Raw genomic sequence first — 22,581 nt, forward strand, 5'->3', positions numbered from 1 at the left:
ATCCCAACCCTCTCCCCGCAAGAGCGGGGCGAGGGGGAACTGCCAGTCCCGTGATATTGTCGTCACATGAATACGCCGCCGCCCCGCATCGTCACCCCCGAACGCCGCACTGACGATGTCGGCGACACCGTGCTGCGCCCGCAATCGCTGACCGAATTCGTCGGCCAGGCGCAGGCGCGCAAGAATCTCTCGATCTTCATCGAGGCGGCGAAGAAGCGCGGCGAGGCGCTGGATCATGTGCTGTTCGTCGGTCCGCCAGGCCTCGGCAAGACCACGCTGGCGCAGATCGTCGCGCGCGAGCTCGGCGTTGGCTTTCGCGCCACGTCGGGCCCTGTGATCGCCAAGGCCGGCGACCTCGCCGCGCTGCTGACCAATCTCGAAGAGCGTGACGTGCTGTTCATCGACGAGATTCATCGCCTGAGCCCGGCGGTCGAGGAAGTGCTCTACCCCGCGATGGAGGATTTCCAGCTCGATCTGATCATCGGCGAGGGCCCGGCGGCGCGCTCGGTGAAGATCGAACTGGCAAAATTCACCCTGGTCGGCGCGACGACCCGCGCGGGGCTGCTCACCAACCCGCTGCGCGACCGCTTCGGCATCCCGATCCGGCTGAATTTCTACACGATCGAAGAGCTGGAACGGATCGTCACCCGCGGCGCCCGTGTGCTCAGCATCGGCATGACACCCGATGGCGCCAACGAGATCGCCCGCCGCGCTCGCGGCACGCCGCGTATCGCCGGGCGCCTGCTGCGCCGTGTCAGAGATTTTGCCTCCGCGGCGGATGCAGACTCGATCGACCGCGGCATCGCCGATCGCGCGCTCTCCGCGCTCGAGGTCGACAGTGCCGGGCTCGACGCGATGGACCGCCGCTACCTCACGACCATCGCGATGAACTACGGCGGCGGCCCGGTCGGCGTCGAGACCATGGCGGCGGCGCTGTCGGAGCCGCGCGATGCGATCGAGGACATCATCGAGCCCTATCTGATCCAGTGCGGCTACCTGCAGCGCACCCCGCGCGGGCGTCTCCTGACGTCGCACGCCTTCCGCCATCTTGGCCTCGCCGAGCCGACCCGCGATCCCGCGCAGTTCGGTCTGTTCGGCGGCACTGACGACGACAGCGACTGATCGCGCTCTCGAAGACGTGAGCAGAGATGTGACCATACGTGTTGATGCAGTGCACGGCGCGATCAGCCGGTAACCATTGCGACGCCCTGCAGGCCTTCTGCACAAACGTGGCCCAATTCCGCTTCAATCGCGGGGCTAGCTCGATCGGGCATCACTGGTCGGACTTCCATGATTTCACGTCGCAATTTTCTCCGTTACGTCGGCGGATTGACCGCCGCCGGCGCCTCGACCGCGGCCTATGGCGTCAGCGAGCCGGTCGTCCGGCTCACGCTCACGCGCTACGATTTGGCGCCGCGGCAATGGCCGGCGGATTTTCCGCTCAAGATCGCAGCCCTTGCCAACATTCACGCCTGCGATCCCTGGATGTCGCTCGACCGCATTTCGGAGATTGTCGATCGCACCAATGCGCTGAACGCCGACATCATCGTCTTGCTTGGCGACTATGTCGCGGGGCTTCGCCACGTCACGCGGTTCATTCCGGCCTCCGAATGGGCCGCGGTGCTCGCTGGCTTGAAGGCGCCGCTCGGCGTGCATGCGATCCTTGGCAACCATGATTACTGGGACGACAAGGCCGTGCAGCGCCAGGGCGAGGGCGTGCCAATCGCCCGCCGCGCGCTGGAGCGGGTGGGCATTCCGGTCTACGAGAACGACGTGGTGCGGTTGACCAAGGACGGTCATCCGTTCTGGCTCGCCGGCCTCGGCGACCAGCTCGCTTTTCTGCCGGCGCGGCGCTTTCGGCAAATCGCCCGTGCCGGCGTCGACGATCTCGCTGCGACGCTGGCCAAGGTCACCGACGACGCGCCGGTGATCCTGCTTGCGCACGAACCCGACATCGCGCGCCGCGTGCCTTCGCGCGTCGCGCTGCAACTGTCCGGCCACACCCATGGCGGCCAGGTCCGGCTGCTCGGCTGGTCGCCCGCGGTGCCCGTCAAACAGGGCATGCGGCTCGCCTACGGCCACCTCAGGCTGAAGACCGATGTCATCGTCTCAGGCGGCCTCGGCTGCAGCATCATGCCATTCCGCCTCGGAGTTCCCCCTGAAATCGTACAGGTGACGCTGGGCAGCAAGGGGCTGGCGGTTTCCTGACTGCGCTTGCGCGGCCATGCGATTTTGCGCAAAACGATTGCCAGTTAGGGCAATCGAGGGCCGCACGTGACCTTACCCCATATTGACGGTGCGATCCGCGACGGCCGCCACCACATGCAGGTCCGCGTCTATTACGAGGACACTGATTTCTCCGGCATCGTCTATCACGCCAACTACCTGCGCTTCATGGAGCGCGGGCGTACCAATCATCTGCGCCTGATGGGCGCCGAACAGAACGCGCTGTTCGAGGAGGCGCAAGAGGAGACCGGCGGCTTCGCCTTCGTGGTGCGCTCGATGACGCTCGACTTTTTGAAGCCGGCGCGGATGGACGACGTGCTCGACGTCGTCACCTGGCCGGTCGCGGTGAAGGGCGCCTCCATCATGCTGGCGCAGGAGGTCAAGCGCGGCGACGACGTGCTGGTCAAGGCACAGGTGCGCGTCGCCTTCGTCAGCCAGGGCAGGGCGCAGCCGATTCCGAAGGCGATCCGGCAGTTGATGAAGGCCGATCTGATCTAGAGCGTTTTCGAGCGAAGTGGATACCGGTTCGCGTAAGGAAAACGCGTCAAAACAAGAATCTAGAGCCCCGTTCCGATTCCATCGGAACCGAAATGGCTCTAGGCGCTGAACTTGTTGACCCACAGAAAACGTCAAGGAGGAAACAACGATGGTCAAGATCAACCAAAAGATCACAACCTTTCTCTGGTTCGACACCCAGGCCGAAGCAGCCGCGCGCTTCTATGCGTCGCTGTTCAAGGACAGCCGCATTGTCGCGATCAGCCGTTACCCGGACGCAGTCTCTGACAAGGCAGGCTCGGTCATGCTCGTCACCTTCGAGCTTGCCGGTCAGCAATTCCGCGCCCTGAACGCGGGACCGCAGTACAAGTTCAATGAATCGATTTCGCTGCTCGTCGAATGCGAGACCCAGGCCGAAATCGATGAGTTCTGGAGCAAGCTCACCGAGGGCGGCAAGGAACAGCCGTGCGGCTGGCTGACCGACCGGTTTGGATTGTCGTGGCAGATCGCGCCGGCAAGGCTTTTGGAATTGGTCTCCGGCGACGATCGCGAGGCCGCTTCCGCTGCCATGCGCGCGATGTTCGAGATGAAAAAGATCATCATCGCCGATATCGAGCGCGCGGTGAAGGCGCGGCAATGATCTGATCCAGCTATCGGCCGATAGGAAGCCGGCCATCGACTTCCGCCGCCGCGGCGATAGATTTGCGCCCGACAACAACCGCGAGGGATCGCCATGTCACGGCCGCCGCTTCCACCCTTCACCCGTGAGACCGCCGCGCAGAAGGCGCGCATGGCGGAAGATGCCTGGAATTCGCGCGACCCCGCCCGCGTCGCGCTCGCCTATACCGAGGACAGCCGCTGGCGCAACCGCTCCGAGGTATTTGGGGGACGCGATGAGATTGTGACCTTCCTCACCCGCAAATGGAAGAAAGAGCTCGACTACCGCCTGATCAAGGATCTCTGGGCCTTCGACAACAACCGCATCGCGGTGCGCTTCCAGTACGAATGGCACGATGCCGGCGGTAACTGGTTTCGCTCCTACGGCAACGAGCAGTGGGAGTTTGACGAGCACGGCCTGATGCGCCGCCGCGAAGCCTCGATCAACGACATCGCGATCACGGAGGCCGACCGCCGCTTCCACTGGCCCGCCCCCGGCCCGCGGCCGGCCGATGTGCCGGGATTGGGCGAGAGCCCGTTCTGATGTGTCGTCCCGGCGAAGGCCGGGACGACGTGTTGATAGAGCTTACGCCGCAGCCTTGTGCCGCGCGAGTTCGGCCTTGTAGAGTTCGAACTCTTCCGCGATGGCCTTTGCAACCGACGGCCGGGTCCGCAGCCGATCGAAATAGGCTTTCAGCGCCGGCCATTTGGCCAGCTCGATCGGCGGCGTCGCCATGGTCCAGTTGATGACAGTCACGAGATAGGCGTCGGCGACGCTGAAATGGTGCAGCAGGTACTCGCGGCCCTTCAGATGGTCCTCGAGATAGTCGAGCCGCGACAGATATCGCCCGAGCACATAGGTCTTCACTTCCGCCGGCGCCTTCTTGTCGAGCAGCGGCACGAACAGGCCCTTGTGCAGCTCGGTGCCGATGAAGCACAGCCACTGATGCAGCCGTGGGCGCTCGGCGCCGGAGGTCGGGCCGAGGCCGGCCTGCGGGAAGCGGTCGGCGACATATTGCAGGATGGCGGCGTTCTCGGTCAGCACCACGCCGTCGTCGGTGCGCAGCGTCGGCACCAGCCCGATCGGATTGATCTTGGTGAAGTCGGAGCCGTCGGTCTGCACCCGCTTGGACCTGGGATCGACCTCGAGATAGTTGGCCTGTTCGCCCGCTTCATACAGCGCGACGCGGGTCGCCATCGAACACGCGAGCGGTGAGAAATAAAGGTCCATGGGTGCCTCCTTGGCGTTGCTTGGCGCGGGTTTCCGGGCCGGTGTTGATTTTTGTACTGTCTTGTATAATATCTGGGGCGTCAAGGAATTTAATGCGAAATGGTACAAAAAAATAACAAGCCGCCATCTGCTGCCAAAATCGACGCACCGGTCGTGCCGAAGCGGCGCGGGCGGCCGCGCACCTACGAGCCCGATGTCGCGCTCGGCAGGGCGCTCGATCTCTTCAGACGTGATGGATTCTCGGCAACCTCGCTCGACGATCTCAGCGCCGCCACCGGCATGAACCGGCCGAGCCTCTATGGCGCGTTCGGCGACAAGCGCGAGCTCTACATCAAGAGCTACCAGCGCTATCGCGACGATGCGCGTACCGCGATGGTCGACATCTTCCGCAGCGAAGCGCCGCTGCGAGAGCGGCTTAAGCGCATCTACGCGATCGCGCTCGACATCTATACGGAAGGGGAATCGCCGCGCGGCTGCTTCACGGTGATGACGGCGGCCTCCGAAGCGGTGTCGGATCCCGCGATCCGCGCCATGGTGCTGGAAGGCTTCGTCGAACTCGACAAGGCGTTCGCCACCTGCTTCCGGCTGGCGAAGGAGCGCGGCGAATTGCCCGACGGCACCGATGCGACTGCGCTGGCGCATCTCGCCTCCGCCACCATCCACACCGTCGCGATCCGCGCCCGTGCCCGGGTACCGCGCAAGGAACTCGAAGCGATCGTGCAGGGCGCCCTCGACGTGATGTGCGCGCCGAAATAGCCGGCCCGCGAAATTTCCTGCATCGGATGTCGGCCCCGGGTTGTTCCGGCCGTCTTCCCTGAGATGCATCATTCACGGAAGCGAAAGATCATGGGAAAAGTCAGGACTTCAGCATTCACGGTATCGATCGACGGCTTCGGTGCCGCTCCGCGTCAGAGCCTCGAAAATCCGTTCGGCGAGGGCGGCATGGTGTTGCCGGCCGCCTGGTTCTTCGAGACGCGGACGTTCCGCGAGATGACCGGCAAGGACGGCGGCACCACCGGGATCGATGACGGGATCGCGAGGGCGTCGATGGAGGGCATCGGCGCCTGGATCCTCGGACGGAACATGTTCGGTCCGGTCCGCGGTCCCTGGCCGGATGACTCTTGGAAGGGCTGGTGGGGCGACAATCCGCCGTATCACACGCCGGTGTTCGTGCTGACCCACCACGCGCGACCGGATATCGTGATGGAGGGTGGCACGACTTTTCACTTCGTGACCGATGGCATCGTCGCGGCACTGAAGCGGGCGCGCGAGGCTGCACAAGGCAAGGACATCCGGGTCGGCGGAGGCGTTTCGGTCGTGCGGCAATTCCTCCAGGCAGGCCTGCTCGACGAGCTTCATCTGGTGTTGCCACCGGTCGTGCTAGGTGCGGGTGAAAACCTGTTCTCGGGGCTCGACCTTCCGAGTCTCGGATATGCCGTCGTCGCGCGCGTTGCGAGTCCGAACGCGACTCACGTCACCTTCGCGCGGCAGTCGACCTAAGCTGCCGAGCCCGCGTGGCAGGGAAAAATCGGCAGTTGACGCGCATCCGATTTGGTCGTACTTAACCCGTAGGTTATTTAACCTATGGGCTAAGTACAGATGGCGCTCGATCCCCTGAGTTCGACTTTCGCGGCACTGGCCGATCCAACCCGGCGGGCGATCCTGGCGCGGCTCGCGCTCGGCGAGACCGCGGTGATGGAACTGGCAAAGCCGTTCGACATGAGCCTGCCGGCGATCTCGAAGCACCTGAAAGTGCTCGAGCATGCCGGGCTGATCTCGCGCTCCCGCGAGGCGCAGTGGCGGCCGTGCCGCATCGCGCCTGTTGCGTTCAAGCAGGCCGATGGCTGGCTCGGGAATTTCCGCCAATTCTGGGACGAGAGCTTCAACCGCCTCGACGGACTGCTCGAGGAGATGAAGGCGGAGGAGGCCGCAAAGGCTCCGCCGCGGACCAAACGCAAGGTCAAAGCAACCAGGGAGAAGAAAAGTGGACGCACGCGTGGATAGGAAACTGAAGATCACGACCCCATCGGATCTCGAATTCGCCATGACGCGCCAGTTCGACGCGCCGCGGCATCTGGTGTTCGACGCCATGACCAGGCCGGAACTTGTCGTCCGCTGGCTCGGCTGCGCCGAGCTCGCGATGCCGGTGTGCGAGATCGACCTGCGCGTCGGCGGCGCCTACCGTTTCGTGTTCCGCTCGTCCGAGGGCATCGAGCACGTGCTGAGCGGGACCTATCGCGAGGTGGTGCGCCCCGAGCGCGTCGTATTCGGCGAGACCTTCGCGATGCCCGGCTTCACCAGCGACGAATATCTGGTGACGTCGGTCTTCGTGGAGGCCGACGGCAAGACCACGCTGACGACCACGATCAAGCATCCGGCCAGGGAAGCCCGCGACGGCCACCTCAATTCCGGCATCGAGAAGGGCGTCGAGCCCGCGTACGATCGGCTCGCGGATGTCGTGGCGACGATGGGGTGAGGTCTCTCCGCTCGTCATTGCGAGCGAAGCGAAGCAATCCATCCGTCCGCATATGCGGTGCGATGGATTGCTTCGTCGCTTCGCTCCTCGCAATGACGACGCGGCAACGTCTCGACTCAATACCCTCGCTTACGGTCCACCACATTCTCCAGCTCACCGCCGGCCTCGAACCTTGCGATCTGGCGCGCCACATATTTCGAGATCTCATCGGCGTCGGTGTCGGCGGCGTTATGCGGCGTCAGCACCACTTTCGGATGGCTCCAGAACGGGCTGCTCGCGGGCAGTGGCTCGGTCTCGTAGACGTCGAGCGAGGCGGCGCCCAGCGTGTCGTCCTTGAGCGCGTGCAGGATGTCGGCCTCGTTCTGCAGGCCGCCGCGGCCGGCATTGATGATCACGGGCGCGCCGAGCGGACTCTCGCGGTTCAGTTTCGCGAACAGATCGCGGTTGAGGACATGCCGTGTGTCCGGCGTCAGCGGCAGCAGGCAGACCAGGATGTTGGTCTGGCGCAGGAACGCATCGAGCCCGTCGGCGCCGTGAAAGCATGCAATGCCGTCGATCTGCTTCTCACTGCGGCTCCAGCCGATCACGCGGAAGCCGAGCGCGCGCAGCGCACGCGCCGAGGCGGCGCCTAACGTGCCGAGCCCCATGATGCCGACGGTGAGCGCGCCCGCGGCCCATTGATATTTCGGCGCCCAGCGCTTCTCCCGTTGCGACTCCCGCAAATAAAGCTCCTGCCGGTGATGCAGAAGCACATGCAGCACGACATATTCGGTCATGCGGTCGGTGAGGTCGTCGACCGCGACCCGCACCAGCGGCACGTCGGGCAGCGAGCGGTCGGCCATCAGCGCGTCGACGCCGGCGCCGAGATTGAAGATGACGCGCAGATTGCCGAACGTGGCGAGCTCGCCGGGCTTCGGCTTCCAGACCGCAGCGTAGTGCACGTCGGCCGGATCGAGCGCGGGGTCGGGCAGCAGCACCACGCGCCTGTCACCGCAGACCTCGTCGAACCGTGCCTTCCAGCGCGACGGCGACCAGTTTTCCGCGCCGCCGTTGATCAGCAGCGCGAGCACGCCCTTACCCATCCAAATACCTCCGACCTCTTGTTTGAGCATGATCTTTTCGGAAAACCGGTGCCCCACTTTTCCGGATCATGCTTTAGCGTGATCTAGATCACGGAGCGACACGATCCGCACCCCTAGTCTCCTGCCATCAACAGGGGAGAACTTCCATGCGCAAACTGTTCCTGATTTCCGCTTTTGTCCTCGTTTCCGCCGCCGCCCAGGCCGGCCAGAACCGCGGCCTCGTGCTGGCCGCCAACGACGGGCCCGCCTCGGTCCAGGCGGTCGAGACCGCCAAGCCGGCCGATCCGGTGCCGCAAATCCAAATCCAAACCCAAGCTCGACCTGCTCCGGTCGAGGCCCAGCCTGCCCAAGCGCAGGCCGACGAGCCAAAACACCAGGCCTCCAAGCCGGTGAAGAAGGCTCACGCCCGTCACTATGAGGGCGACGAAGCCAAGGCGCGCCGCATCGCCGCTCGTTATGGCGTCTACTGGTAATCGCAACGTTCCGATCGTCGCGGTGTGGCCTGACGCGGCCAGCCACCGCGACCTCGGCGTCCGGCGCGAATTCACTGCGCTTCCGGCTTCGGAACCGGCCGAAATTTCTTTCGCTCCCCCTGTCGGCAGCGGGCATAATCGTTCGTTCCTGAGATGAACGGAGATGCCCTTTCGATGCTGTACGCCATCCTCTGCTATCATGACGAAGATCTGGTCGGTTCCTGGAGCAAGGAACACGACGCCGACGTCATGCAGAAACTGACCGTCGTGCAGGACAAACTCGCCAAGCAGGGCCGGCTCGGTCCGGTGGCGCGGCTGTTGCCGACCACGTCCGCGACGACGCTGCGCAAGGAGGACCCGCCGCTGGTGCTGGACGGTCCGTTCGCCGAGACCAAGGAGCAACTGCTCGGCTTCTACGTGATCGATGCCAAGAACCTCGACGAGGTGCTCGATTTCGCGCGCGAGCTCGGCGATGCCAATCCCGGCGGCACCTATGAAATCCGCCCGATCGGCTACTTCACTGGCGGGAGTGCCAAGGGGAGTGTCAAGCCGTGACCGATACCGCCTGGATCGATGCTGCGCTGACGTCGGCGCGTCCCCAGGCGGTCGGTGCGCTGCTGCGCTATTTCCGCAACCTCGATACTGCCGAGGAGGCGTTCCAGAACGCCTGCCTGCGGGCGCTGAAGAACTGGCCGCAGAACGGCCCGCCGCGCGATCCCGCGGCGTGGCTGATCATGGTTGGCCGCAACGTCGCGATCGACGATATCAGGCGCAGCAAGAAGCAGGAGCCGTTGCCCGAGGACGACCAGGCGATCTCCGATCTCGGCGACGCCGAGGACGAGATCGCCGAGCGGCTCGACGGTTCGCATTACCGCGACGACATCCTGCGGCTGCTGTTCATCTGCTGCCACAAGGACCTGCCGGCGACGCAGCAGATCGCGCTCGCCTTGCGCATTGTCTCCGGCCTCACCGTGAAGCAGATCGCGCGCGCCTTCCTGGTCTCGGAGGCCGCGATGGAGCAGCGCATCACGCGAGCGAAAGCGCGCGTCGCCGGTGCACAAGTGCCGTTCGAGACCCCGGGCGCGGTCGAGCGCAGCGAGCGGCTCGCCTCGGTCGCTGCGATGATCTACCTGATCTTCAACGAGGGCTATTCGGCGAGCGGCGACACCGCGGAGATCCGCTCGCCGCTGTGCGAGGAGGCGATCCGTCTCGCTCGCCTGCTGCTCCGGCTGTTCCAGAGCGAGGCCGAGATCATGGGGCTGACCGCGCTGTTGTTGCTGCAGCATGCCCGCGCTGCCGCGCGTTTCGACGCGGAGGGCGAGGTGATCCTGCTCGACGACCAGGACCGCAGCCTGTGGAATCAGAAGCTGATCGCCGAGGGGCTGGCGCTGATCGACAAGGCGATGCGCCACCGCCGGAGTGGGCCCTATCAGATCCAGGCGGCGATCGCAGCGCTTCACGCTCGCGCGGAGAAGCCCGAGGATACCGACTGGACGCAGATCGACCTGCTCTATGGCGCGCTCGAGCTCATGCAGCCGTCGCCGGTGGTGACGTTGAACCGGGCGGTCGCGGTCTCCAAGGTGAGGGGGGCCGAGGCGGCGCTCGAAATGATCGACCCCTTGGCGCCACGGCTCTCCAACTATTTTCACTATTTCGGCGTGCGCGGTGCTTTCCTGATGCAGCTCGGCCGCAATGACGAGGCCCACGTCGCTTTCGACCGCGCCATCGCCCTTGCCAACACCACCGCCGAAGCCTCCCACATCCGCATGCATATCGACCGCCTGATACGCGACAGCAAGCCGGGCAAGGCGAAGGCGAAGTAGCTTTCAGCTCTCTCAATCGTCATGCCCGGCCTAGTGCCGGGCATCCACGTCTTTGGATGGCGCGAAAAGGAAGGCGTGGAAGGCTGGGACAAGCCCGGCCATGACGAACTCTGAAAAATCTTCACACCCGCTGTCGGCCCCGTACTCGCCCGTTCGTCATAGTGACAGAGCATCACCAAGCCTTGCGGAGCCTGTCATGCCGACCATCGCCGAGACCGAAGTCTCAAAGCCAGCGCGCATCATCGGCCGCGTCCTGAGCGGCCTTGTCATCGTCTTCCTGCTGTTTGATGGTGCGATCAAGCTGGTGCCGTGGCCGGTCGTCACCGAGACGATGGACAGGATGGGTTACGGCTCGAGTGAGACGCTCGCGCGCAGCCTCGGCCTCATCACCATCGTCTGCACGCTGCTCTATTCGGTGCCGCCGACCTCGATCCTCGGGGCGATCCTGCTCACCGGCTATCTCGGCGGCGCGATCGCCTCGCATGTCCGGATCGGCAGTCCGCTGTTCACGCACACGCTGTTCGGGGTCTATCTCGGCCTGATGGTGTGGGGCGGGCTGTATCTGCGCGACGGCAATCTGCGCGCGCTGCTGCCGTTTCGCCGCTAACCTATTCCTGAATCTGTTGTCACGGAGACCATCATGTTCGAGACCATTGCCATCATCGCCGTCATCCTGGCGATCGCGATTGCGGTCGTCCTCATCCTGGCGGCGGCCAAGCCTGATACGCTTCGGGTCGTGCGTGCGATCAGCATCAAGGCGCCGGCGGAGCGGATATTCCCACTGATCAACGACTTCCACCAATGGGTCGCGTGGTCGCCCTACGAGACCAGGGATCCCGCGATGAAGCGCACCTATGTCGGCGCGGAACGGGGCCAGGGCGCGGTCTATGCCTGGGACGGCAACAAGAATGTCGGCTCCGGCCGCATGGAGATCCTCGATGCGTCGGTGCCGTCGAAGATCGTCATCAAGCTCGATTTCTTCAAGCCGTTCGAGGGCCACAACACCGCCGAGTTCACAATGCTGCCGCAGGGCGATGCGACCAGCGTCACATGGACGATGTACGGTCCGGCCGTCTTCATGTCGAAGCTCATGCAGGTGTTCATCAACTTGGATCACATGATCGGCAAGGATTTCGAAGCCGGTCTCGCCAACCTGAAGAAGCTCACGGAAAAGTAGCCGTTACGTTCCTCGTCAGTCCCCCAAGGAGCAAGCCATGCAGGTCAATCCCTATCTGTACTTCGACGGCAATTGCGAAGCCGCATTGAAATTCTATCAGAAGGTGCTCGGCGCGAAGATCGAGGCCTCGTTCCCGTTCGGCGAAGGACCGCCGGAGATGCCGATGCCGCCGGAGTGGAAGGACAAGATCATGCACGCCAAGATCACGATCGATGGCGAGGTCATCATGGCGTCCGACGCCCCGCCCGGTCATTTCCAGAAGCCGCAGGGCTTTTCGGTCTCGCTGCAGGTCGAGGATCCCACTGAGGCCGGGGGTAGGTTCAAGGCGCTGGCCGACGGCGGCAGCATCACCATGCCGTTCGGCCAGACCTTCTTCTCCAAGGGCTTCGGCATGTGCGTCGATCAGTTCGGCATCCCCTGGATGGTGAACTGCCCGCAGGAGATGTGAGCCGGACAAGAATCGTAGCGTGGGCAAAGCGAAGCGTGCCCACCATCTCTTGCACCGAGCGTGGAATGGTGGGCACAGCGCTATCGCGCCGTTGCCCACCCTACGGCCTGCGGCCACAAAATCCTCACCTGCACCGCGGATAGATCGCCGCGAGCTCGCGGCCGCGTAGCAGCAGGAGGCGCGACGTCAATCCGCCGCGGCGGATGATCCAGCCGCGCACCTGGGCCGGGTAGGCCTCCAGCACCGCCTCGGATGCTTCGGGCTCCGCATATAGACGCCCGCGCCGGTCGATCGAGCGCGCGGCGTGGAAGCCGAGCACTGCGCGTCGGGTCACGCAGATGCGGTCGTTCGGCACCATCGAGAGCACCAGCGTACAGGCCGACAGGCACGGGCCGTCGATCACCACGCGTTCGCCTGATGCGCGCACCTTGTCGAACAATTCGATGAACGGGCCGACCTGGCCGCCGGGGCTGGCGAGGATGCGTATCTCGGCCTGGGCGCAGGAAATTGTTGCGCAGAAAGCTGCCGCCGCGACAATCATCTTCATGAGCGCAATCCGTGTCGCCGATGCGATCAAGGTCCCGCCGCATCTGATAGCGCAAACTTGCGCCGGATTGGGGCATCGTCAAGACCAATGCCCCTCCCGCCGATGAGGGATGGTTCAGGTCGCCCGGTTCTTGATCGCACCGACGATCGCCGTGGTGGCCGTGTTGGCTGGTCAGCCGTTCCGCCGCTGGCCGCGCAGGGTCGGCAGGCCGATGCCGGCGGCGTCAAAACCGCCGTCGACGGCGAGGATCTGTCCGGTGATGTAGCTGGCGTGGTCCGAGCACAGGAAGAAGATCGCGTCCGCCAGTTCCTCTTCCAGCCCGTAGCGGTTGAGCGGAATTGCGTCGTGATAGTCGGCGCGGATTTCCGCGGTGTGCACCGCCTTGGCCATCGCGGTCTCGACCGGTCCTGGAGCGACGCCATTGACACGAATGCCGAGCGAGGCGAGCTCGACCGCGAGTTGCTTCGTGAGATGCGCGAGACCCGCCTTGCTGGTGCCGTAGGCCGAGCGCAGCGTCGAGGCGCGCACCGCCGAGATCGAGGTGATGTTGACGATCGCGCCGCCGCCGTGCTCGCGCATCAGGGGTGCGGCCGCCTTGGTGCACAGGAACGGACCGGTGAGGTTGACCGCGAGGATACGGCTCCAGTCGGCGTCGCTGGTCTCCAGCACCGGCGCGAACACGGCGACGCCTGCGTTGTTGACGAGGGCGTCGAGCCGGCCGAAGCGGCTGCTGACCGCCGCTATCGCTGCCGCCACGCCGTCGGCATCCGAGACGTCGCAGGTCAGCGACAAAGTATTGTCGGGGTCATCAAGCGCCGCCACCGCAGCGCGCAGCAATTCGCCCTCGATATCGAGCAGTGCGACGTGCCAGCCCTCGCCGAGAAAGCGTTTTGCCGCAGCCAGCCCGATGCCGCGCGCGGCGCCGGTAACGAGTGCGACTTTGGGCGAAGGCGAGGTCATGATGCGGGTCCGTTGTTCGAGCGAGCGGCGTCTGCTCGCGATCAAGGGAGCGTCTGCGACCTTTGGTCGGCGGTGTCAACCGGACACCGGCGCTGCGCTGTCAGCAAGCTATCGGGGAGGTGGCAACGAGCAGGAGCCCGGCGGGCCCGCTGGCGCAACTCGAAGGATGTCCGTCCCCAGCCCGGCCGTTCATCCTTCGAGGCTTTCCCGCTCGCGTCCCCAACGGCAAGGTCAAGGCCGTTGGGTGGAAACGACGGGTGTCGCGATTTCGCGCCTTACGCCGCGAGCTCGGCGGAGGCGCGCTGCATGTTGGTGGACATGTCCTGCGTCACGATGCTCTGCTCCTCGACCGCGGCGGCGGTCGAGGTGATGTACTCGTTGACGCCGGCGATCGCAGTCTTGATCTCGGTCAGCGAACTGACCACCTCGCCGGCGATGCCGTTCAGCGCGTCGATTTCGGTCGAGATCGTGTCGGTCGCCTGCCGGGCCTGGTTGGCAAGGCTCTTCACTTCGGAAGCGACCACGGCGAAGCCGCGGCCGGCCTCGCCGGCGCGGGCCGATTCGATCGTGGCGTTGAGCGCCAGCAGGTTGATCTGCCCGGTAATGTTCGAGATCATCTCGACGATGCCGCTCATCGACTGCGCGGCGGTGTTGAGTTTCTGGGCCTGGCCATCCGCAGCCTCGACCCGGCCGGAGGCCGCCGACGCATGCTGCTTGGATTTGGTCATGGTCTCCGAGATCTCGCGGATCGAGGCGCTCATCTCCTCGCTGCCGGCGGCGACCGCCTCGATCAGGCCGCGCGCGCTTTCGGCCTTCTTGCGGCCGATCGCCTGCGCGGTGATGTCGGTGGCGTATTTCACCACCTTGCACGGCTTGCCGTTGAGGTCGAGGATCGGGTTGTAGGAGGCTTGGATCCAGATCTCGCGGCCGCCCTTGGCGATGCGCTTGTATTCGGCGGCCTGGAACTGGCCGCGGTTGAGCGAAGCCCAGAACTCACGATAGGCGGTCGTACTTGCCTCGACAGGCTCGACGAACATGCTGTGGTGCTTGCCCTGGATCTCGCCAAGCGAATAGCCCAGCGCGGCGAGGAAGTTCGGATTGGCGTTGCGGATCGTGCCGTCCATGTTGAACTCGATCACCGCCTGCGACTTGCCGATCGCATCGATCTGGCCGTCATTGTCGGCCGCCTTCAGCTTCTGCTGCGTGACGTCGGTCGCGAACTTGACGACCTTGAACGGCTTGCCGCTCTCGTCGAGGATCGGGTTGTAGGAGGCAAGGATCCAGATTTCCTTGTCGCCCTTGCCGAGGCGCTTGAATTCGCCAGCCTCGAACTCGCCGCGGTTCAGCCGCGCCCAGAACTCGCGATAGGCCACGCTGCCGCGGTCGGCCGGGGTCACGAACATGCTGTGGTGCTTGCCCTGGATTTCGGCGAGGGAATAACCCATCGCGCCGAGGAAATTCTCGTTGGCGCTGACGATCGTGCCGTCCATGTTGAACTCGATCATCGCCTGCGCCCGGCTGATCGCGGCGATCTTGCCGGCGTCCTCCATGCTGTGGATCTTCTGTGCGGTGATGTCGGTGGCGAACTTGACCACGCCGACCGGCTTGCCGCTCTTGTCTATGATTGGGTTGTAGGAGGCCTGGATCCAGATCTCGCGGCCGCCCTTAGCGACGCGCTTGTACTGCGCGGCCTGGAATTCGCCTCGGTTCAGGCTTGCCCAGAATTCGCGGTAGTCGCGGCTGTCGCGAGTGGCGGGATCGACGAACAGGCTGTGATGCTTGCCCTTGATCTCGTCGAGCGTGTAGCCCATCGCGTTGAGGAAGTTCTCGTTCGCAGTGACGATGGTGCCGTCGAGGCGGAATTCGATCACAGCTTGCGACTTGCTGATCGCCGCGGCTTGCGCCAGCGCATTCTGGATCTTCGCCTTGTTGCTGAAGGTAAACATCAGGGCTCCGTGAAGGTTCAAGAGCGAAACGGGATGGGGAAAAAGCGGATCGAGGCAACTCACGGAGAATTTGCAGAGAGCCGTTTAGCATCGGTAAAGGCTGATTTTTGCGACGCGGCGCGATGTCGACACAACTTGCTCGGCGGGTGACGCCATGTCGCTCAATTTGCGGAGTTATTTTGTGAGTGTGCACGCTATCATCCACAGCAGATATGGGATGTTCACCGTACTCTTACGGGCGCAACTGCATCGCTCTCATGTCACGACCGAGGCTCCACAATCGTACCGGATTGATGGACGTATTACCAAGCGTGATGGCACAGTAAGTCTTCGCTTAACGATCGGACGATTCGATCCGCGTCTTCGGCGCACCGATGGTCAAGGGTTGGCGCCGGTGCCGGACCCGTCGCCCTCGCTCTGACCGATCAAATAATGTTCGCGCGATATGTCGGCGCGGCTGCTTCCGGTTCGTCCTGGGGCCACTGACACGATGACAGGAACGCCAATGTCCCTCACACTGCACTACCACCCGCTGTCTTCCTATTGCTGGAAGGTACTGGTCGCGCTCTACGAAAACGGTACGCCCTTCAAGCCGAACTTCGTCAATCTCGGTGACCCTGATCAGCGCGCAGCCCTGCTCGCGCTGTGGCCGATCGGCAAGTTTCCCGTCCTCAGCGACGATGCGCGGGGAGAGACGGTGCCGGAATCAACCACCATCATCGAATATCTCGATCAGCACTATCCGGGCACCACCAGGTTCATCCCGCGGGATTCCGATCTCGCGCTCAGGACGCGGCTGCGCGACCGCTTCCTCGATCTTTACATCCATGCGCCGATGCAGAAGATCGTCGGCGACCGGCTCCGCCCGGCCGACAAGAAAGACCCGCATGGCGTGGGGGAAGCGCGGGCGCAGCTCCGCACCTCCTATGCGATGCTGGAGCAGCAGATCGCGCATGGCGGCTGGATGATGGGCGAGGGCTTCACCCTGGCCGACTGCGCGGCCGCACCAGCGCTGTTCTACGGCCATATGGCCGAGCCGTTTGGCGACGAGCTGCGGCATCTGAATGCCTATCTCGAGCGGCTCAAGGCGCGGCCGGCCTTCGCGCGCATCCTCAAGGAGGCCGAACCCTATTTCGGCATGCTGCCGAAGCAGGGCTAAGCCCGCTCCTGCCTCTGGAACGCACCCGCAAAAATTATCAAGCCGACTGTCTTGTTTCGGTGTTCCCGTTCGTCTTCCACCTGAGGCCCGCGATCTGGAGGGGGTTCCCTCCGGATCGCGCCGGTCGCAGGGAATCTGGAGACGATATGGCAGCAGCTGGCAACAAAGCGGAGATCATCCGCGCGATCTTCGCCGCCTATCTCGCGAACGATCGCGAGGGGGTGGCGCAGGCGTTCGCGGAGGATTTCCGCTTCAACACACCGTATGGCGAGAACATCGACAAGCCGACCTATTTCGACAAGTGCTGGCGCAACAGCGACTGGATCGGCCGCCACGAGACCGAGCGGATCATGGTCGAGGGGGGAGATGCCTTCGTCACCTATCGCTGCGTCGCCAGGGACGGCAAAAGCTTTCGCAACACCGAGTTCTTCGTGTTCGAGGGCGATAGAGTGAAGCGTGTCGACGTCTATTTCGGCCCCTCGCACCAGGACGGCAAGCTCGTCAAGCAGGAACGATGAACGTCGCCGACGATGTCGATCGCGCGGTTGCTCGATCGTCGTTGTCTGTGAGCGTGATGATGTCCGCAAGGGAACCAGAGAATGCCAAGTGACAACGGCGGCCTGTCGCGCGCGCGGCTTGGACGGATGCACGAGGTGCTGGCGCGCCATGTCGCCGACGGCAACGTGCCGGGCCTGGTCGCGCTGGTCAGCCGCCGCGGCGAGATCCACGCCGATGTCATCGGCCGAATGGCAGTCGGCGGCGCGCCGATGCAGCGTGACAGCATCTTCCGCATCACGTCGATGACCAAGCCGGTGACCGCGGTCGCCGCCATGATGCTGGTCGAGGAATGCCGGCTCAGGCTCGACGATCCCGTCGATCGCTGGCTGCCCGAACTTGCCGACCGCAAGGTGTTGCGCAGCATCGAGTCCGAGATCGACGACACGGTGCCGGCGCAGCGCGCGATCACGCTGCGCGACCTGCTGACTTTTCGCCTCGGTCTCGGCATGATCCCGGTGTTTCCGCAGCGCTATCCGATCCAGATGGCGATGGCCGATGCCGGCTTCGCGCCAGGGCCGGTGTTTCCGTCGTTTCCGCCGGACGAGTTGATGCGCCGCTACGGCTCGCTGCCGCTGGCCTATCAGCCCGGCGAGCGCTGGCTCTACAACAGCGGGACCGAGATTCTCGGCGTGCTGATCGCGCGCGTCGCCGGAACGTCGCTGGCGAATTTTTTGCTGGAGCGCATCTTCGCCCCGCTTGGCATGACGGACACGGCATTCTATGTGCCGCAGGACAAGCGCGATCGTTTCGCCACGTCCTATGCCCGCGATCACGCGACCGGTGCGCTGAAGGTGTTCGACGATCCCGCTGATGGCAAATACGCATCGCCGCCGTTGCTCGAGAACGGCAGCGCCGGGCTGGTGTCGACCGCCGACGATTTCAACGCGTTCGCGCAGATGCTGCTCAATGGCGGGCGGCTTGGTTCCGAGCGCATCCTGTCGCGGCCGTCGGTGGAGTTGATGACCTCGGACCAGCTCGCGCCGGAACACAAGCAGGACTCCGAAATGTTCCTCGGTGCCGCGCGCAGCTGGGGATTCGGGATGTCGGTATTCACGGGGCGTGACGATCTCTGTCACATGCCGGGCCGCTACGGCTGGGACGGCGGTTACGGCACGTCCTGGTATTCCGACCCGCACGAGGCAATGACCGGAATCCTGCTGACCCAGCGCATGATGGATTCGCCGCAGCCGCTACCCGTGTTCACCGATTTCTGGACGCTTGCCTATCAGGCGATCGATGACTAGGGCGCGCAAGCAGGGTGCGACAATAACGCCCGAGATAATTTCTTTGGCCGTGTCGGTGCAGCAAAATCCCCTTCGTCTTTCAGCCGAGTGCCGGCATTGAGACCGGCCCGCACAACAGACAACGGAGCAGGACGATGAAGTTCATGGTGATCGTGAAGGCCGACAAGGATACCGAAGCCGGCGTGATGCCGAGCACGGAGCTCTTGGCCGCGATGGGCAAGTTCAACGCGGAGATGGTCCAGGCCGGCGTGATGCAGGCGGGCGAGGGGTTGCATCCGACCGTGAAGGGTGCGCGGGTCAAATATGCCGGCGGAGAGAGCACGGTGACGCGCGGTCCGTTCAGCCTGTCCGGCGATCTCGTCGCGGGCTTCTGGCTGATCGAGACCAAATCGCTGGATGAGGCGATCGGCTGGATGAAGCGCGCGCCGTTCGACGGCGGTTCCGAGATCGAAATCCGCCAGGTGTTTGCGGCTGATGATTTCGGCGACGCCCTGACCCCGGAACTGCGCGAGCAGGGCGAACGCCTGCGTGCGCAGGTCGAAGACGTGACGCGAAAATAAAAGGAAGCAACACCATGCGTTTCATGATGCTGATGATCCCGCTCGGTTACGAGAGCGCACCGGCCGAGCTCGATCTCGACCCCGAGCGCGTCGCCGCGATGATGCGATACAATCAGGCGCTGAAGGACGCCGGCGTGCTGATCACGCTCGAGGGCCTGCACCCGCCCGCGACCGGCGCGCGGGTCTCGTTTGCATCAGGCACGCCCGTCCTCACCGACGGTCCGTTCACCGAGGCCAAGGAAGTGATTGGCGGCTTCTGGATGATCGACGTCGCTTCGCGTGCGGAGGCGATCGAATGGGCCAGGAAATGCCCGGCCTCCACCAGCGAGATCATCGAGATCCGCCAGGTGCAGGAGATGGCGGACTTCCCGGAAGAGGTCCGAGAGGCCGCCGCGACCTTCGAACATCCGCAAGGCGGCTGGGGCAAGGCACTTCGTTAAACCATCAATCCATCACCCACAGGGAGCAAGCAGATGAGCACCACCAACACATACCTCGCGGTCTATCTCGGCGGCGGCAAGGACGGCGCGCGCATGGCGGCCTGGAACAAGCTGCCGGAGGCCGAGCGTAAGGCAAAGGAGCAACAGGGCATGGCCGCCTGGGGTGCCTGGGTCGAGAAGCATCACGATGTAATCGTCGAGATCGGCGGCCCGCTCGGCAAGACCACGAAGGTCGACGCCAAGGGCGCAGCCGACATCACCAATCTGTTGACCGGCTTCACATTGGTGCGCGCGCCGTCGCAGCAGGCGGCGGCCAAACTGTTCGAGAACCACCCGCATTTCGCGATTTTCCCGGGCGAGGCGGTCGAGATCATGCCGGTGCTGCCGATTCCGGGCCGGTAGTGCCCCGGTCGGTAATCAGGTCTCCACAGCGAACAGTCCGTTAATGCTTTGTAGTGACCTTTCGCGCCGGCTCATGTAAAGACCGTTCACATGAGCTGGCGCAAGGACAAGGACGACGGCCGCGCCGAGCGCGGCTATCACCACGGCAATCTGAAAGAGGCGTTGCTGCAGGCCGCCCTCGATTTGATCTCGAAGAAGGGGCCGGCCGGCTTCACCTTCGCCGATGCCGCGCGCATGGCCGGGGTCAGCCCGGCGGCGCCGTACCGGCATTTCCGCGACCGTGACGAATTGATCGCCAGCATCGCACAGCGCGGCTTCGAGCAGTTCGAAGCGCTGCTCACGCAAGCCTGGGATGACGGCCGTCCTGACACCGTCACGGCGTTCGAGCGCGTCGGCAAAGCCTATCTGGCGTTCGCCCGCCAGGAGCCCGCTTTCTATTCCGCGATGTTCGAATCCGGCCTGCCCGTCGATGCGAATCCGCCGCTGATGGCTGCAAGTGAGCGCGCTTTTGCGATCATCCGCGCCGCTGCCGAGCGGCTTGCGGCGCTGGCGCCGCCAGGCATGCCGCGCCCGCCGGCGATGATGATGGCGCTGCACATCTGGTCGATGTCGCACGGCGTCGCCTCGCTGTTCGGCCGCGGCGACGCCGCACGGCGCAAGCTGCCGATGTCGCCGGAGGATCTGTTGGAGGCCGAAGTGCTGATCTATCTTCGCGGCCTCGGCTTCCCGACCGATCGCCGGCCCGGAGCAGCAGTTTCGGACGAAAAGCCGGCGGGCCCGTGGGGCAAACCGAAATAAGGTTCAAAGCGAACTGCAAAAATAATTGGAGCGGTGCGTCATCCGCTCAGCTTGACTTTCCCAACGGCTCGGCTATCTATGTAAATGTTATTTACATTCACAACGGCGTGATGCCGTGATGGAGAAGGAAATGGCCTACACCGCAGATGTCAATCGCTGGCGCGGCCCCGCGGAAGACCAGTACCGCCCGCCCATGTTCGTGACGCCGTGGCATCCCCTCAAGATCGCACTGATCATCCTCGGCTTCATCATGTGGTGGCCGATCGGTCTCGCGCTTCTCTTTTTCACACTCGGGAGCAGAAAAATGGCCTGTTGGAGTCACTCGGATCGCTGGGCGAACAAGATGGAGCGCATGCAGTACAAGATGGATCGGATGAAGAACCACATGGAGCGCGGCGGCTTCCCGTTCGGCGGCTTCGGTGCCCCCACCAGCGGCAACCGCGCCTTCGACGAGTACCGCATGGAGACGCTGCGCCGGCTCGAGGAAGAGCAGGTCGAGTTCAAGAACTTCCTTGATCGCCTGCGCCACGCCAAGGACAAGCAAGAGTTCGACGCCTTCATGGCGCAGCACAAGCCCAGTCCGACCCAGCCGAACGACCAGCCGCCGCCGCAGAACTAAGGCGCGAGCCGCAACAAGCTAGCCTTCAGGCGATGTGCCCCCATAAAACCTGATGGCCCTGGGCCGCCCGTTTGCGAACAGCAAGCGGGCGGTTTGCGTTTTGGGTGATCGTAACGTCGTGAGGTGAGCCCAGCCGGCGTGCTCGCCTCACGACACACGGCGACGCACCCGTTTCCTACACATTCGATCCATTGATCGCGTCGATCACCGCGTCCGTCACTTGCTTCGTCGTCGCCGTGCCGCCGACATCAGGCGTCAGCACGCCGGCGGCGCAGACCTTCTCGACTGCCGCCATCAGCCGCACTGCGGCGTCGTTCTCGCCGAGATGCTCCAGCATCTGCACCGCGGTCCAGAAGGTCGCGACCGGGTTGGCGATGCCCTTGCCGGTGATGTCGAAGGCCGAGCCGTGGATCGGCTCGAACATCGAAGGAAAACGGCGCTGCGGGTCGATGTTGCCGGTCGGCGCGACGCCGAGGCTGCCGGCCAATGCGCCGGCCAAGTCTGACAGGATGTCGGCGTGCAGATTGGTGGCGACGATGGTGTCGAGGCTCTTCGGATTGAGCGTCATCCGCACCGTCATGGCATCGACCAGCATCTTGTCCCATGTCACGGCGGGGAATTCCTGCGCCACTTCGGCGGCGATCTCGTCCCACATCACCATGCCGTGGCGCTGCGCGTTCGACTTGGTCACCACGGTGAGGAATTTGCGCGGCCGCGACTGCGCCAGCTGGAATGCATAGCGCATGATCCGCGTCACCCCGACGCGGGTGAAGATCGCCACCTCGGTGCCGACCTCTTCCGGCAGGCCCCGGTGGGCGCGGCCGCCCATGCCGGCATATTCGCCTTCGGAGTTCTCGCGCACAATCACCCAGTCGAGATCGCCGACGCCGACATTGCGCAGCGGCGAGGCGACGCCCGGCAAAATCTTGGTCGGCCGCACATTGGCGTATTGATCAAAACCTTGGCAGATCGGCAGGCGAAGGCCCCACAATGTGATGTGATCGGGCACGTCGGGCGCGCCGACCGCGCCGAAATAGATCGCGTCGAATTTTTTCAGTTCAGCGAGCCCGTCGGTGGGCATCATCACACCGTGCTTCTTGTAATAGTCCGAGCCCCAGTCGAAGGTTTTGATGGTGAAGCTGATGTCGCCGGTACGTTTCGCTAGCGCCTCCAGCACGCGGACGCCTGCGGAGATGACTTCGGGGCCGATGCCGTCGGCGGGAATGGCAGCGATGGAATGAGTGCGCATGGGGATATCTC

29 protein-coding genes are annotated in these 22,581 nt (G+C 64.2%); 23 read left to right on the forward strand and 6 right to left on the reverse strand.

Going from position 1 to position 22,581, the window contains the following annotated elements; translation table 11 throughout:
- Positions 1-66: 66 nt before the first annotated feature.
- The 5 genes from ruvB to UP10_RS24305 all read left to right on the forward strand — a co-directional run bounded on the left by ruvB (position 67) and on the right by UP10_RS24305 (position 3,922).
- Positions 67-1,122 carry a Holliday junction branch migration DNA helicase RuvB gene (gene ruvB, locus UP10_RS24285; protein WP_044589740.1) on the forward strand — a complete coding sequence of 352 codons (1,056 nt, stop codon included), beginning with the start codon at positions 67-69 and terminating at the stop codon, positions 1,120-1,122.
- A gap of 168 nt (positions 1,123-1,290) precedes the next feature.
- Positions 1,291-2,208, forward strand: coding sequence for a metallophosphoesterase (locus UP10_RS24290; RefSeq protein ID WP_044589741.1), 918 nt, complete (start codon positions 1,291-1,293; stop codon positions 2,206-2,208).
- 66 nt (positions 2,209-2,274) lie between these two features.
- On the forward strand, positions 2,275-2,724 hold the full coding sequence (gene ybgC, locus UP10_RS24295) for a tol-pal system-associated acyl-CoA thioesterase (RefSeq protein WP_044589742.1): 450 nt from the start codon (positions 2,275-2,277) through the stop codon (positions 2,722-2,724).
- A gap of 148 nt (positions 2,725-2,872) precedes the next feature.
- A complete protein-coding gene (locus tag UP10_RS24300; RefSeq protein ID WP_044589743.1) occupies positions 2,873-3,361 on the forward strand; it encodes a VOC family protein in 489 nt (162 codons plus the stop codon).
- Positions 3,362-3,454: 93 nt separating this feature from the next.
- Positions 3,455-3,922 (forward strand): nuclear transport factor 2 family protein, encoded by a 468-nt coding sequence (locus tag UP10_RS24305; RefSeq protein WP_044589744.1) that lies wholly within the window; start codon positions 3,455-3,457, stop codon positions 3,920-3,922.
- Between the two features lie 42 nt (positions 3,923-3,964).
- Here the strand turns inward: UP10_RS24305 and UP10_RS24310 are convergent, their stop codons facing one another.
- Positions 3,965-4,609, reverse strand: a complete 645-nt coding sequence (locus UP10_RS24310; protein WP_044589745.1) for a glutathione binding-like protein — start codon at positions 4,607-4,609, stop codon at positions 3,965-3,967.
- 99 nt (positions 4,610-4,708) lie between these two features.
- On the opposite strand from UP10_RS24310, the gene UP10_RS24315 reads away from it, so the two are divergent.
- From UP10_RS24315 to UP10_RS24330, 4 genes are all read left to right on the forward strand, one after another.
- Positions 4,709-5,365 carry a TetR/AcrR family transcriptional regulator gene (locus UP10_RS24315; RefSeq protein WP_044589746.1) on the forward strand — a complete coding sequence of 219 codons (657 nt, stop codon included), beginning with the start codon at positions 4,709-4,711 and terminating at the stop codon, positions 5,363-5,365.
- A gap of 90 nt (positions 5,366-5,455) precedes the next feature.
- A complete protein-coding gene (locus UP10_RS24320) occupies positions 5,456-6,109 on the forward strand; it encodes a dihydrofolate reductase family protein (protein WP_044589747.1) in 654 nt (217 codons plus the stop codon).
- A 99-nt stretch (positions 6,110-6,208) separates the two neighbouring features.
- Entirely contained in the window at positions 6,209-6,613 is a 405-nt protein-coding gene (locus UP10_RS24325) for an ArsR/SmtB family transcription factor (RefSeq protein ID WP_044589748.1), read from the forward strand.
- On the forward strand, positions 6,606-7,085 hold the full coding sequence (locus UP10_RS24330) for an SRPBCC family protein (RefSeq protein WP_044590091.1): 480 nt from the start codon (positions 6,606-6,608) through the stop codon (positions 7,083-7,085). The genes UP10_RS24325 and UP10_RS24330 overlap by 8 nt, the downstream gene beginning before the upstream one ends.
- A 116-nt stretch (positions 7,086-7,201) precedes the next feature.
- On the opposite strand, the gene UP10_RS24335 is transcribed toward UP10_RS24330, so the two are convergent.
- Positions 7,202-8,167 carry a 2-hydroxyacid dehydrogenase gene (locus tag UP10_RS24335; RefSeq protein WP_044590092.1) on the reverse strand — a complete coding sequence of 322 codons (966 nt, stop codon included), beginning with the start codon at positions 8,165-8,167 and terminating at the stop codon, positions 7,202-7,204.
- Positions 8,168-8,313: 146 nt separating this feature from the next.
- Between UP10_RS24335 and UP10_RS24340 the strand changes: the two genes are divergently transcribed.
- The 6 genes from UP10_RS24340 (at position 8,314) to UP10_RS24365 (ending at position 12,088) form a co-directional block, all read left to right on the forward strand.
- On the forward strand, positions 8,314-8,640 hold the full coding sequence (locus UP10_RS24340; RefSeq protein ID WP_044589749.1) for a hypothetical protein: 327 nt from the start codon (positions 8,314-8,316) through the stop codon (positions 8,638-8,640).
- A 174-nt stretch (positions 8,641-8,814) separates the two neighbouring features.
- Positions 8,815-9,195 (forward strand): YciI family protein, encoded by a 381-nt coding sequence (locus UP10_RS24345; RefSeq protein WP_044590093.1) that lies wholly within the window; start codon positions 8,815-8,817, stop codon positions 9,193-9,195.
- Complete coding sequence (locus tag UP10_RS24350) at positions 9,192-10,463, forward strand: RNA polymerase sigma factor (RefSeq protein ID WP_044589750.1); 1,272 nt, start codon at positions 9,192-9,194, stop codon at positions 10,461-10,463. Before UP10_RS24345 ends, UP10_RS24350 begins: the two co-directional genes overlap by 4 nt.
- Before the next feature lie 196 nt (positions 10,464-10,659).
- Positions 10,660-11,070: a DoxX family protein gene (locus tag UP10_RS24355; RefSeq protein ID WP_044589751.1), complete on the forward strand. Its 411-nt coding sequence runs from the start codon at positions 10,660-10,662 to the stop codon at positions 11,068-11,070.
- Positions 11,071-11,103: 33 nt separating this feature from the next.
- Positions 11,104-11,640: an SRPBCC family protein gene (locus tag UP10_RS24360; protein ID WP_044589752.1), complete on the forward strand. Its 537-nt coding sequence runs from the start codon at positions 11,104-11,106 to the stop codon at positions 11,638-11,640.
- 37 nt (positions 11,641-11,677) lie between these two features.
- On the forward strand, positions 11,678-12,088 hold the full coding sequence (locus tag UP10_RS24365; RefSeq protein WP_044589753.1) for a VOC family protein: 411 nt from the start codon (positions 11,678-11,680) through the stop codon (positions 12,086-12,088).
- A gap of 124 nt (positions 12,089-12,212) precedes the next feature.
- Here UP10_RS24365 and UP10_RS24370 read toward each other — a convergent pair whose 3' ends face one another.
- The 3 genes from UP10_RS24370 to UP10_RS24380 all read right to left on the reverse strand — a co-directional run bounded on the left by UP10_RS24370 (position 12,213) and on the right by UP10_RS24380 (position 15,541).
- Positions 12,213-12,635 carry a hypothetical protein gene (locus tag UP10_RS24370; RefSeq protein ID WP_044589754.1) on the reverse strand — a complete coding sequence of 141 codons (423 nt, stop codon included), beginning with the start codon at positions 12,633-12,635 and terminating at the stop codon, positions 12,213-12,215.
- A gap of 171 nt (positions 12,636-12,806) precedes the next feature.
- The gene (locus tag UP10_RS24375) at positions 12,807-13,595 is read right to left on the reverse strand and encodes an SDR family NAD(P)-dependent oxidoreductase (protein WP_044590094.1); all 789 of its coding nucleotides are present in this window, start codon (positions 13,593-13,595) and stop codon (positions 12,807-12,809) included.
- Between the two features lie 275 nt (positions 13,596-13,870).
- The gene (locus UP10_RS24380; RefSeq protein ID WP_044589755.1) at positions 13,871-15,541 is read right to left on the reverse strand and encodes a methyl-accepting chemotaxis protein; all 1,671 of its coding nucleotides are present in this window, start codon (positions 15,539-15,541) and stop codon (positions 13,871-13,873) included.
- Positions 15,542-16,046: 505 nt separating this feature from the next.
- Here UP10_RS24380 and UP10_RS24385 point away from each other — a divergent pair.
- From UP10_RS24385 to UP10_RS24420, 8 genes are all read left to right on the forward strand, one after another.
- The gene (locus tag UP10_RS24385) at positions 16,047-16,700 is read left to right on the forward strand and encodes a glutathione S-transferase family protein (protein ID WP_044589756.1); all 654 of its coding nucleotides are present in this window, start codon (positions 16,047-16,049) and stop codon (positions 16,698-16,700) included.
- A 146-nt stretch (positions 16,701-16,846) separates the two neighbouring features.
- Entirely contained in the window at positions 16,847-17,218 is a 372-nt protein-coding gene (locus UP10_RS24390) for a nuclear transport factor 2 family protein (RefSeq protein WP_044589757.1), read from the forward strand.
- An 81-nt stretch (positions 17,219-17,299) separates the two neighbouring features.
- Entirely contained in the window at positions 17,300-18,502 is a 1,203-nt protein-coding gene (locus UP10_RS24395; RefSeq protein ID WP_044589758.1) for a serine hydrolase domain-containing protein, read from the forward strand.
- Positions 18,503-18,636: 134 nt separating this feature from the next.
- On the forward strand, positions 18,637-19,062 hold the full coding sequence (locus UP10_RS24400) for a YciI family protein (RefSeq protein ID WP_044589759.1): 426 nt from the start codon (positions 18,637-18,639) through the stop codon (positions 19,060-19,062).
- 14 nt (positions 19,063-19,076) lie between these two features.
- A complete protein-coding gene (locus UP10_RS24405) occupies positions 19,077-19,502 on the forward strand; it encodes a YciI family protein (RefSeq protein ID WP_044589760.1) in 426 nt (141 codons plus the stop codon).
- A gap of 33 nt (positions 19,503-19,535) precedes the next feature.
- Positions 19,536-19,904 carry a YciI family protein gene (locus tag UP10_RS24410; RefSeq protein ID WP_044589761.1) on the forward strand — a complete coding sequence of 123 codons (369 nt, stop codon included), beginning with the start codon at positions 19,536-19,538 and terminating at the stop codon, positions 19,902-19,904.
- Positions 19,905-19,994: 90 nt separating this feature from the next.
- A complete protein-coding gene (locus UP10_RS24415) occupies positions 19,995-20,702 on the forward strand; it encodes a TetR/AcrR family transcriptional regulator (protein ID WP_044589762.1) in 708 nt (235 codons plus the stop codon).
- 130 nt (positions 20,703-20,832) lie between these two features.
- Positions 20,833-21,321 carry a DUF2852 domain-containing protein gene (locus UP10_RS24420; RefSeq protein ID WP_044543220.1) on the forward strand — a complete coding sequence of 163 codons (489 nt, stop codon included), beginning with the start codon at positions 20,833-20,835 and terminating at the stop codon, positions 21,319-21,321.
- Between the two features lie 175 nt (positions 21,322-21,496).
- On the opposite strand, the gene UP10_RS24425 is transcribed toward UP10_RS24420, so the two are convergent.
- A complete protein-coding gene (locus tag UP10_RS24425; protein WP_044589763.1) occupies positions 21,497-22,570 on the reverse strand; it encodes a tartrate dehydrogenase in 1,074 nt (357 codons plus the stop codon).
- Positions 22,571-22,581: the final 11 nt, after the last annotated feature.

The organism is Bradyrhizobium sp. LTSPM299 (genome assembly GCF_000938235.1).
GTDB lineage: Bacteria > Pseudomonadota > Alphaproteobacteria > Rhizobiales > Xanthobacteraceae > Bradyrhizobium.